We start from the raw sequence: 11,798 nt of genomic DNA on the forward strand, positions 1-11,798 counted from the left end.
AACTATTTTCCAATATCCCTGAGCGATACAGCTATTGCGCCGTATGGTTAATAAATAATCCCTTCTTTGTGTGACCAGACTATCTTACCCCCAACTATAGTGTATGCGGCAACTCCCTTTAATTTTTTGCCCAAATAAGGGGAGTTGGAACTTTTTGATATAAAGCTGTTTGCGATAAAAACCTTTGAAGGGTCGATTATTGTTATATCAGCCCTTTTACCTTTAGATAATGAACCCCTATCAGTTAAAGCAAATATCTTTGCCGGGTTAGCTGTGAACTTTGCAATTAATTGTTTTAACGAAAGTATTTTTTTATCAACAAGGTACATTAACGACAACGAAAGCATTGTTTCTAATCCTATTATTCCAAAAGGCGCAATGTCAAACTCGCGGCTTTTTTCTTCCCGGCTATGTGGCGCGTGGTCTGAAGCTATACAATCAATTGTGCCATCTGCAAGCCCTGCCTTAATTGCCACTACATCTGCCGCGGTACGAAGCGGCGGGTTCATTTTTGTACTTGTGCTATAACCTTTTACGGCTTCATCTGTTAAAGAAAAATAATGAGGGCATGTTTCTGCCGTAACATTTATTTTTTTCTTTTTTGCCTGCCGAACAATGTCAACAGAGCCGGCGGTAGATATGTGAGCCACATGCAAATACCCACCTGTAAGTTGAGCAAGCATAACATCGCGGCTGACCATTATCTCTTCGGCCTGAGGCGGTATGCCGCGCAAGCCAAGCAACGTTGATGTGAAACCCTCATTCATCACGCCATTCTTTGCCAAATTTTTATCTTCACAATGAGCAATTACCGGTAAGTTAAACATTTTTGCGTATTCAAGCGCCCTGCGCATAACAAGTGAGTTTGAAACCGGGCTGCCATCATCTGAAATTGCAACAACACCGGCCTTTTTTAGAACACCTATTTCGGCAAGTTCTTCGCCGGCAGAACCGCGCGTTATACAACCAATCGGATGAACATTTACAAGCCCTTCTTTTTGAGCTTTTAATAAAATAAACTCAACCGCGGGTGCATTATCAAGCGCCGGCTTTGTGTTTGGCATACAAAGAACTGTCGTAAAACCGCCCTTTGCCGCCGCACAAGTACCGGTCGCGATTGTTTCTGCTTCTTCCCTGCCGGGTTCCCTTAAATGCGTGTGAACATCTATTAATCCAGGCGCAACTATAAGGTTTGTAGCATCTATTATTTTATCTGCAATAACTTTTATGTTTTTTGCAACCGCGACTATTTTGCCGTCTTCAATTAACACATCGGCTTGTTTGTCAAAGTTGTTTGCCGGGTCTATTACGCGGCCACCTTTTATTAGTGTCTTCATTGTGCCGCCTCCAAAACTGATGCCTTGCCATTTTGTTTTTTGCTTCCAAGCAGGTATAAAATTGCCATACGCACCGCTATGCCGTTTGTCACCTGTTCCCTTATTACTGCATTTGGGCTATCTGCGACTTCTGAGGAAATTTCTATGCCTCTATTCATTGGGCCAGGGTGCATTATAAGCACATCGGGCTTTGCCATACGCAAGCGTTGGGCATTCATTTGGTAAAGTTCAACATACTCGTGTATTGACGGGAACATATTTTCCTGCTGACGCTCAAGCTGTATTCTTAAAATGTTTACTACATCAACACCTTCCAATGCTTCATCTATGTTGTAGAACACTTTTACTCCAAGCTTTTCTATACCTTTTGGGATAAGTGTCGGTGGGCCTGCTACACTCACTTTTGCCCCAAGCTTAGTGAGTGCCCAAATATTTGACTTTGCCACTCTACTGTGCAAAATATCACCCACCAGTAGTACAGTCAAGCCCTCAATTTTATTTTTTTTATCACGCATTGTGTAAGCATCAAGTAACCCTTGAGAAGGGTGTTCGTGAAAACCGTCACCGGCATTTATTATTGAAGCGTTTAGGTTTTTGGCAAGTATCGCAGGCGCACCCGCCAAATTGTGCCTGATTATTATTATATCGGCCTTCATTGCCTCCATAGTTTTGCCCGTATCTATAAGGCTTTCCCCTTTTACTACGCTTGATGAGGATACAGCTATGCTTACAACATCGGCTGAGAGGCGTTTTGAGGCGATTTCAAAAGATGTGCGGGTTCTGGTGGATGGTTCGTAAAACAGGTTTACTACAGTTTTACCTCTAAGGGCGGGAACTTTTTTGATGGAACGGGTGAAGAGGTTTTTAAATGGTTTGGCGGTGTTTAAAATTAATTCAATTTCGCTTTTGTCTAAAAATTCAATACCAAGTAAATCTTTGCTTTTTAACCCAGAGATTTTTTCCATTTTAATCCTTTAAAAGAATTACTCTGTCGGCTCCGTCAAGCTCGCTAACTTCAAGCTTAACCTTGTCAGTTGGTTTTGTAACAATTGCCATACCAATAAAGTCGGGTGCTATGGGTAACTCCCTGTTACCTCGATCAACCAATACCGCAAGTGCTATGCTTTTGGGCCTGCCAAAATCCATTATGCCATCAAGCGCGGCACGTACAGTTCTGCCTGTAAAGAGAACATCGTCAACCAGGATTATTTTTTTATCTGAAACCTCAAATGGCAGGTCGGTTTCTTTTATAGCCCGTGTGGCCGATGTTGTGGCAACATCATCACGGTAAAGTGTTGTATCTATAAACCCAAAAGGGATTTTTGTTTTATTTGTGGTATTTAACAACTCAGCGATTCGTTTTGCCAGGTACTTGCCTCTTGTTTGAATACCTACAATCGCCAGCAAGCTTAGGTCTTTGTTTGCTTTTGCAATTTGCACGGCAAGAGCTTTAAGAATTTTTGTAATTTCGGTTTTGCCAGCAATTATTTTTTCCATTTATTTTGTGTTTTGTTCAACAAACTTTGCTATGCCAACTTTTTGTAATTTTGCATTTTTTTCGTTTACGTTATTGGCCAATTTTTTTCTGTATAAAATAAGCTTTTGCAGAATTTCGTTATCTTTAATGGCAAGTATTTGCGCGGCAAGAATGCCGGCATTTACAGCACCTGCTTTACCTATGGCTACGGTTGCAACCGGAATACCCTGAGGCATTTGAACTATTGAAAACAGCGCGTCTTGTCCGCCAAGCGCTTTGCTTTCAATTGGCAACCCTATTACGGGTTTTAATGTTTTTGAGGCAACCACACCGGGCAACGCCGCAGCCATACCTGCCGCAGCAATAAATACATCAGCACCGGCATTTTCACAATCTTTCACATACTTTATTACTTTATCGGGTGTTCTATGCGCTGAAGCCACAGCTATGCTGTATGCAATGCTTAATTCTTCCAAAATTTTTGTAGTGTTAACAATTATTGGCAGGTCTGAGTCGGAACCAACTACTATTGCAACTTTTATTTTCTTCATATTTTCACCCTTACAGCGCTTTTTTTGCTATGTCTTTTCTGTAATGCATACCTTCAAAACTAATTTTTTCTACTGCTTCATAAACTTTTTTTATAGCACTTTTTATGTTCTCAGCTATGGCCGTTACCCCAAGAACCCTGCCACCTGAGGTTAGCAAAACGCCATTTGCTTCTTTTGTTCCGGCATGAAAGATTAGAATGTCATCTTGTTTTGATGCATTATCAAGGCCATTAATTACCCGGCCTGTTGTGTACTCACCCGGGTAACCAGCGCTTGATAGTACAACACATACTACCGATTTATTATACCAATCTATGTTTATTTTGTCTAATTGATTTTCATTGATTTTCTGGGCTATTTCAACAAAATCTGTTTTTAATAATGGCAATAGTGCCTGTGTTTCCGGGTCGCCAAAACGACAGTTAAACTCAAGAACCGATGGCTCAGAATTATTTATCATCAAGCCAATGTATAAAACACCTTTATAATTTATGCCATCTTTGCGCAAACCGTCAAGCACAGGTTTTATAATTAATCTTTCAGTTTTTTTCTTTAACTCATTTGTGAAAATCGGTGCAGGGCAATACGCCCCCATACCGCCTGTGTTTGGGCCCTGGTCATTGTCAAAAACTCTTTTGTGGTCTTGAGAAGCGGGCATTATAGAGTAGTTTTTGCCATCGGTGAATATTAAAACCGATACCTCTTCCCCATTTAAGAATTCCTCTATTACAATTTCTTTACCTGCTACGCCAAAAGCTTTGCCACTTAAAAACTCTCCTGCAATCTCTTTTGCATTCTTTGAGTTTTCACATATTACAACACCCTTACCGGCGGCAAGGCCGCTCGCTTTTATAACAATTTTGTCGCTTTCCGGAAAACTATCTAAAAAAACTTCCGCATTTTCTATATTTGTAAACACACCATATTTTGCGGTGGGCACTTTATATTTTTGCATAAAGTTTTTTGAAAATGCCTTGCTGCCTTCAAACATTGCCGCAGCTTTATTTGCCCCAAAAACTTTTAAGCCTAAGCTTTCAAAATAATCGGTAAGACCATTTACCAAAGGGACTTCAGGCCCTACAACGGTTAAGCCGATATTGTTTTCCTTCGCAAAATTGCCAAGAGCATAAAAATTGTCGGTTTTTATATCTACGCATTGAGCAATTTTTGCAATACCCGGATTACCTGGAATACAAAAAATTTTATCCACTTTTTTGCTTTGGTTTATTTTCCAGACAAGAGCATGCTCCCTTGCTCCGGAACCTATTACCAACACTTTCATATGAGATCCTTTATTTTGGGTTATGGCTGATTACTTCACCTTGTATTTACCGGTGAAGCATGCTGTGCAGAAGTCATGCGAGGGCATCTTTGTGGCATTTAACAAACCCTCAACGCTAAGATAGTGAAGTGAGTTTACATTAAGATATTTTCTTGTTTCTTCAATTGTTTTTTGTGCCGCTATAAGCTGGTCTTTATCTGGTGTGTCTATTCCGTAGTAGCAAGGCCCTATTATTGGCGGAGAACTTATTGCCAGGTGCACTTGCTTTGCGCCCGCATCACGAATCATTTTTACAAGTTTGCGCATTGTTGTGCCACGCACTATAGAGTCGTCTACAACTACAACACTTTTTCCCTTTAATATATCGCGCACGGGGTTGTACTTTATTTTTGCTCCAAAATCGCGAATATGCTGGCTTGGTTCTATAAATGTTCTGCCTATGTAATGATTTCTTATTAAACCCAACTCAAAAGGAACTCCTGATTCTTTGCTAAAGCCGATGGCAGCACTTTTTGCCGAGTCGGGTACTGGTATGACTATATCGGCTTTAAAACCTTTCGCAAGCCACTCTCTTGCAAGCACCGCGCCTAATTCTCTGCGCACTGTGTGAACACTTTTGCCAAAAATTGTGCTGTCTGGCCTTGAAAAATATATAAACTCAAATATACAAAGTGCTTTTTGCGAAACGGTTTTTGCAAACTTTATTGAATGCAGGCCATCTTTATCAATAACAAGCATTTCGCCCGGCTCAATATCGCGAACATACTTTGCACCAATTAAATCAAAAGCACAGGTTTCCGATGCCACAACCCAGCCGTTGCCAAACTTTCCAAGGCAAAGAGGCCTAAAACCCCAAGGGTCGCGAACCGCCACAAGCTTTTGCGGTGTCATAAAAAGCATTGAGTAAGCACCGCGAACCTTTGTTAAAGCATACTCTATGGCCTTTTCAAATGGTTTGTCGTTTGCGTGAGCAATTAAATGTAACACGACTTCGCTGTCTGATGTGGACTGAAATATAGAACCCTTTGCTTCAAGCTTAACTCTCCATTCATCGGCATTTACAAGGTTGCCGTTATGAGCAAGGGCAAGTTGGCCTTTTGCATATTTAATCAAAAGCGGTTGGCCGTTTTTTATTGAACTAACTCCAGTGGTGGAATAACGCACATGGCCTATTGCCATTCTTCCACGTAACTTTCCAAGATTGTCGGCATTAAAAATAGCCGCAACCTCTCCCATTTGCACCTCGGAGCTTATGCTTTCGCCATCACTTACAGCTATACCGGCACTTTCCTGTCCGCGATGCTGAATTGCATAAAGGCCAAGATAGGCTATTTTTGATGCTTCTGGATGGTTAAATACGCCAAATATTCCGCACATAGAGTTTTTGTTATTACTTAAATTTTCACTAATTGCAACCACGCGGCTAAGTATTATTTTACATAATTTACGGCATTTATGAAAATTTGCAAGCCATCGCCATGCCCGCCTTTGGCACCAACGCCTTTTCTGGAAGGGTGCTGAATTTTCCAAATGTATCTTTCAGGGTGAGGCATAAGGCCAAAAACATTGCCTTTTTTATTGCATATACCGGCAATGGCATTTTGTGAACCATTTGGGTTAAGCGGGAATTTATCTGTTGGTGCTACACCGTCGCTATACCTTAAAACCACCTGATTATTTTTTTCAAGTTCTTCAAGTGTAAGTTTGTTTGCAGCAACAAACTTGCCTTCACCGTGGGCTACAGGCAATTCAATAAATTCGGGCAGATCTTTTGTCCAGATGCAGAGGGTTTTCTTTTGCGCTTTTTGCAGTTTTACCCAACGGCACTCAAACTTATCAGAATCGTTAAAAGTAAGTGTGGTGCTTTGCGAAAATGTTTTTTCATCTGGCAACAGTCCCATTTTAACAAGCACTTGAAAACCATTACAGATACCGATTATTGGTTTACCCAAAAAAGCAAACTCTCTTATTTGCGCCCCCAGTTTATTTTTTACTTCATTTGCAAGAATTTTACCGGAGGCAATATCATCGCCGTAGGAAAACCCACCTGGTATGGCTAACAGCTGATAGTTGCTAAGTTTTTCCTTGCCAGAAATCAGGTCATTTATATGCACCCTCACAGTAGTTGAGCCGGCAAGTTCAAATGCCATTTTCGTTTCGTAATCACAGTTTGTTCCGGCGGTTCTAATTATAAGTGTCCTTGGTTTTGCCATAATTACCACTTTATTCCTTCGCTCCAAACTTTGTAAAGCATTCCAATATTTTCTTTTATTAATATCGTGCCATCGCGTTTCTGCCTAAAGATAAAATCTGAGGTTTTGCTAACTTCACCAAGATGAACAACACTCAAATCCTTAAAATGTTTCTCAAACGCTTTAATTTTTCCTTTATCCACTTCAACAATAAAACGGCTGTTTGATTCTGAAAATAAAGTCGACTCTATGCCAAGCCCTTGACTAAGCAAACAAGATATATCGGCGTTTACACCTTTTTTGCCTGCAAAAGCCATTTCAGCTAACGCAACCGCCAATCCGCCCTCACTGCAATCGTGGCAGGATGCAAGCATACCCTTTGAAGTTGACTCAAAAACTCTTTTCATAATCGCAAGCGATTTTTTTGCGTCAACTTTTGGCAACATACCGCCTTTTATGCCGTTTTCTTTGTAATAATGCGAGCCACCAAGTTCATCTTTTGTTTCACCTATTAAATAAATTGCATTTCCAACACATTTTAAATCCATAGTTAGAGTTTTACGCACATCTTCAACTATTGCAATTGCCGATATAAGCAATGATGGCGGGATGGAATAATGCTTGTCGCCAACCTTATATTCGTTATGCAATGAATCTTTGCCAGATATAAATGGAGCACCATATAGCTTTGAAAAATCGTAGCATGCCTGCGCCGCACGAACAAGAGAACCAAGCACTTCTTTTTTATACGGGTTCCCCCAGCAAAAGTTATCAAGTATGGCTACCTTTTGTGGGTTTGCCCCAACGCAAACCGCATTTCTAAGTGCCTCATCTATTGCAGAAGCCGCCATCCAGTATGAGTCAATCTTTCCAAACTCAGGGTTCATACCGTTTGAAATTGCTATGCCGCGATGCTTTGCGGCACTTTCAATACCGTCAATTGTGTACGGCCAAATTACAGCGGCATCGCCCGGGCCTTGCTTTGTTATATCTGATCCATGCAAAGGTTTAACAACGCTTTGCCCTTGAACCTCATGGTCATACTGTCTTATTATCCAATCTCGCGAACAGATGTTTAAAGAAGCAAGCAGTTTTTTTAAATCGGCACCGTAGTTTTTATTTTTATCATTTCTTGCTTTTAGTGCTTTTTCTTCTTTTACCTGCCAAAAAGCAATGTTTGTTTGTTTTGGTACACCCTTGTGCAAAAACTTCATCGACATATCGCAAACAAGTTCATTTTTATAAATTAACTTCAGGCATTTATCGTTTGTAAACTCTCCAATAAAATTGGCCTCAACATTTTCAGCCCTAAACACCTCTAATATTTTCTCTTTATTTTTTTTAGGAACAGAAAGCACCATTCTTTCCTGTGCTTCTGAAACCCAAATTTCCCACGGGCGAAGACCGGCGTATTTAAGAGGCACTTTGTCTAAATAAACCTTAACTCCACACTCTTCGCCCAGTTCACCAACCGCGCTAGAAAGACCTCCAGCACCGCAGTCAGTAACGGCACTATAAAGTTCTAAATCGCGCGCTTTTAACATTGTATCCATAACTTTCTTTTCAACAATGGGGTTGCCTATTTGCACGGCGGTAACATCGGAATCTTGATCAAGCTTAATTGAAGAAAATGTTGCGCCATGTATGCCATCTCTACCCGTTCTACCGCCAACAACAAGCACAAGCTCACCAGGGCTTACTTTTTTAAACACATATTTTTTTGGAATTATGCCAACTGTACCGCAATAAACAAGTGGGTTTGATGTATAACCATTGTCAAAATAAACAGCACCGTTTACTGTCGGTATGCCCATTCTGTTGCCATAATCGCGCACACCGGAGATAACACCTTTTGCAATTCTTTTTGGGTGCAGCATACCTTTTGGCAGTTTTGACCACGGATAATCCGGCCGGCCAAAACAAAAAACATCTGTGTTGGCAAGCGGCTTTGCGCCAAGGCCTACGCCTAAAATATCGCGTATTACACCTCCAACTCCGGTTGCGGCACCACCGTATGGTTCAAGCGCAGATGGGTGATTGTGAGTTTCAACTTTAAAAGCAACTCCAAAATTTTTATCAAACTCTATTACGCCTGCGTTATCTTTAAAAACAGAAATACACCATTTATAATTTAACTCATTTGTCGCCTTAAATACAGTTTCTTTGAGCAGGTTTTTGTATCTCTTTTTCTTTATTTTTCCACCACTTACCTCGGTGTAATCAACCGTTCCTGCAAGCGTTTTGTGTTTACAATGCTCACTCCATGTTTGCGCGAGTGTTTCAAGCTCTACATCGGTTGGGTTTCTTTTTTTAGAAGCAAAGTACGTCTTTATCGCCTTCATTTCTTCAAGTGAGAGTGAAAGGCAGTTTTTTTTGCTCAATGCCATAAGTTGTTTATCTGAAGCTTCCAAGAGGTTAACTATCGTTTTGTTTTCGTTCATACAAACTCGTATCTGTGGATTATGGTGTTTGCAAGCAGTCGCTCGCATATTAGTTTAATTGTTGGCTCTTTAACTTCTAATGAAAAAACATATTTATGACCGGTTTTTACTGTTATGTTTTTTTCTATGCCAAGGTCTTTTATAGCTTTTGCAACACTTTGCGCAACCGTATCGGTTACGCCGGATTTTAGCCAAATTTCAAGGCCGTTTACTTTTGCCGATTTTTGAGCAATAGGCTGCTCATAAGTTATTTTGTACTCTTGTGTTACCGGGTCTATTAACAACTCCGAAACACATTTGCGCACTTCATGTTGGCTGATATCACCTTCAAGCGCATACAGCTGAGTGTAACTTACATTTTTTGGCGTATGGCTTAAACCTATTTCCGCTGTAGCGTGGCGCACTGCGGCACCATGTTTATCGGTAAATCCTTTTTTATTGCGTATCTCAATTTTACATTTCATTTTTAAATTTATTCCCTGTTATTTTTTCATACGCTTCTATGTATTTTGAACGCGTTTTGCTTACCACTTCTTCGGGCAAAGAGGGCACCGGCGGCTGTTTATTCCACTTAATGCTTTCTAAATAGTCACGCACAAACTGCTTGTCTAAACTATCTTGAGCAAAACCCTCGCGATATTTTTCTCTTTCCCAGAAACGCGAAGAATCTGGGGTGAGAATTTCATCTATTATTATTACCGTGCCATCAACTATGCCAAACTCAAACTTTGTATCGGCAATAATTATACCGCGTTCTTGTGCATAAGCACTTGCTTTTGCGTAAACAAGAAGTGAAAGCTCTTTTATTTTTGCGGCAAGCTCAGGGCCAATGCGACGAACAGTTTCATCAAAAGTGATATTTTCGTCGTGTTTGCCACCTTCTTCTTTGCTTGATGGGGTGAATATTGGGTTGGGTAGTTTTGAAGATTCTTTTAAACCACTTGGCAACTTTATACCGCAAACTGTGCCACTATTTTTATACTCTTTCCATCCAGAGCCGGCAAGATAGCCGCGCACTATGCACTCAACATCAATTCTTTTTGCACGCTTGACAAGCATAGAACGGTCACGCAACTCTTGTATTTTTTTAAGCTTTGTTGGAAATTGTTCAAAATCGCCTGTAATTAAGTGGTTTGGAACTACGCTTTGCAATAAATCAAACCAAAAAAGTGAAAGCTTGTGCAATATCTTACCCTTATCGGGTATTGTAGTCGGTAAAACATAATCAAAAGCGGATATTCTATCGGATGCAACAATGAGGAAGTCCTTATCAAACTCGTAAAGCTCACGCACCTTGCCGCGATGAAATAGCTTTAAGCCAATATTTGTATTTTGCAAATTGCCACTCATCTTATATAACCTTTTAAATCATTTAAATATCAAAAGTATTAGGCGCACAAATATAGCGCTAATTATTGCAACTACCGGCATTGTTAATACCCAAGCATAAAGTATTTTAAGACCGGTTGCCCACTTAACGGCTTTAACCCTTTTTGCTACTCCAACACCAACAATGCTGCCGGTCATTGTATGAGTGGTACTTATGGGAAGCCCCAAAAGTGAAGCACCTTCAATTACCGCAGCTGCAGAAAGCTCTGCTGAAGCACCTTCAATTGGCCTTAAATGCGAAAGTCTGCTGCCAAGTGTTTTAATTACTGCGCGGCCACCAATTGCTGTGCCTGCTGCCATTGTACAGGCACAAGCAAGCATAACCCAAATTGGCACATGCACACTTTTAAAATCTGTTGTGCCAAAATAGCCTGCCGAAAAAAGTAAAAGTGTAATTACACCCATAACCTTTTGCGCATCATTTTGGCCATGCATAAGCGACATTGCAGAAGAAGTAAATATCTGCATTATTGAGGAGAAAATTTTTACCTTAATAGGCCTAAATAACGAAGCAACAGCATAGGCACCTTTAAGTATTGTGTGACCAAGTAAAACACCTAATATAGGTGATAAAAGCAGTGCGATAAAAATTTGGATAATACCTGATGCCATAAGCACTTTTACCCCAAATACGGCCACCGATGCCCCAATAAGCCCACCAATAAGTGCATGCGAACCAGAAACTGGCAAACCATTAAAAACCGTGTAGACCTCCCAAATTATGGACGCGAGCATCGCTGAAAAAATTATATATACTCCAATGTCACCGCTGATTATTGAGGGGTTAACAATACCGCCACCAACCATTTTGGCAACTTTTGTACTCATTAATGCACCTGAAAAATTAAAAACCGCAGAAAGTGCTATGGCAACACTTGGGGTAAGCACCCTCGTAGAAATTGCGGTGGCAACAGCATTTGCGGTGTCATGCCAACCGTTTGCAAAATCAAATGCAAGCGCGGTAAATATAACTATCCAAATAAAAAGCGGAATATGTGGTATAAAAAAACAATGCATATTTTTTCCTTATCCGAGTTTAACTATATTTAAAAATCATTGACTCTATGTTCATTGCGGTTTGGTTGCATTTATCTAAAGCGCGCTCCATTTCTTCAATAATTTCCTTAAA

At 40.4% G+C, this 11,798-nt stretch carries 11 protein-coding genes; all 11 read right to left on the bottom strand.

Features of this window, described 5'->3' with window-relative positions:
• Positions 1-47: 47 nt before the first annotated feature.
• Genes M0Q46_03725 through M0Q46_03775 form a run of 11 tightly spaced genes read right to left on the bottom strand, consistent with a single transcriptional unit; the run spans position 48 to position 11,686 of the window.
• The gene (locus M0Q46_03725) at positions 48-1,337 is read right to left on the bottom strand and encodes a dihydroorotase (GenBank protein MCK9582717.1); all 1,290 of its coding nucleotides are present in this window, start codon (positions 1,335-1,337) and stop codon (positions 48-50) included.
• Positions 1,334-2,302 (bottom strand): aspartate carbamoyltransferase catalytic subunit, encoded by a 969-nt coding sequence (locus tag M0Q46_03730; GenBank protein ID MCK9582718.1) that lies wholly within the window; start codon positions 2,300-2,302, stop codon positions 1,334-1,336. The genes M0Q46_03725 and M0Q46_03730 overlap by 4 nt, the downstream gene beginning before the upstream one ends.
• Position 2,303: 1 nt before the next feature.
• Complete coding sequence (gene pyrR / locus M0Q46_03735) at positions 2,304-2,834, bottom strand: bifunctional pyr operon transcriptional regulator/uracil phosphoribosyltransferase PyrR (protein MCK9582719.1); 531 nt, start codon at positions 2,832-2,834, stop codon at positions 2,304-2,306.
• Positions 2,835-3,365, bottom strand: a complete 531-nt coding sequence (purE, locus tag M0Q46_03740) for a 5-(carboxyamino)imidazole ribonucleotide mutase (protein MCK9582720.1) — start codon at positions 3,363-3,365, stop codon at positions 2,835-2,837.
• A 10-nt stretch (positions 3,366-3,375) separates the two neighbouring features.
• Positions 3,376-4,647: a phosphoribosylamine--glycine ligase gene (gene purD, locus M0Q46_03745; GenBank protein MCK9582721.1), complete on the bottom strand. Its 1,272-nt coding sequence runs from the start codon at positions 4,645-4,647 to the stop codon at positions 3,376-3,378.
• A 30-nt stretch (positions 4,648-4,677) separates the two neighbouring features.
• On the bottom strand, positions 4,678-6,024 hold the full coding sequence (gene purF / locus M0Q46_03750; protein ID MCK9582722.1) for an amidophosphoribosyltransferase: 1,347 nt from the start codon (positions 6,022-6,024) through the stop codon (positions 4,678-4,680).
• A 53-nt stretch (positions 6,025-6,077) separates the two neighbouring features.
• Positions 6,078-6,860 carry a phosphoribosylformylglycinamidine synthase I gene (gene purQ, locus M0Q46_03755; GenBank protein ID MCK9582723.1) on the bottom strand — a complete coding sequence of 261 codons (783 nt, stop codon included), beginning with the start codon at positions 6,858-6,860 and terminating at the stop codon, positions 6,078-6,080.
• A gap of 2 nt (positions 6,861-6,862) precedes the next feature.
• Positions 6,863-9,280 (bottom strand): phosphoribosylformylglycinamidine synthase subunit PurL, encoded by a 2,418-nt coding sequence (purL, locus tag M0Q46_03760; GenBank protein ID MCK9582724.1) that lies wholly within the window; start codon positions 9,278-9,280, stop codon positions 6,863-6,865.
• Positions 9,277-9,744: a phosphoribosylformylglycinamidine synthase subunit PurS gene (locus tag M0Q46_03765; GenBank protein MCK9582725.1), complete on the bottom strand. Its 468-nt coding sequence runs from the start codon at positions 9,742-9,744 to the stop codon at positions 9,277-9,279. Before M0Q46_03765 ends, purL begins: the two co-directional genes overlap by 4 nt.
• Positions 9,734-10,630: a phosphoribosylaminoimidazolesuccinocarboxamide synthase gene (locus M0Q46_03770; protein ID MCK9582726.1), complete on the bottom strand. Its 897-nt coding sequence runs from the start codon at positions 10,628-10,630 to the stop codon at positions 9,734-9,736. The genes M0Q46_03765 and M0Q46_03770 overlap by 11 nt, the downstream gene beginning before the upstream one ends.
• A gap of 18 nt (positions 10,631-10,648) precedes the next feature.
• Positions 10,649-11,686 (bottom strand): inorganic phosphate transporter, encoded by a 1,038-nt coding sequence (locus tag M0Q46_03775; protein ID MCK9582727.1) that lies wholly within the window; start codon positions 11,684-11,686, stop codon positions 10,649-10,651.
• Between the last annotated feature and the right edge of the window lie 112 nt (positions 11,687-11,798).

The organism is Endomicrobiales bacterium, assembly GCA_023228045.1.
Taxonomy (GTDB): Bacteria; Elusimicrobiota; Endomicrobiia; order Endomicrobiales; family JALOBY01; genus JALOBY01.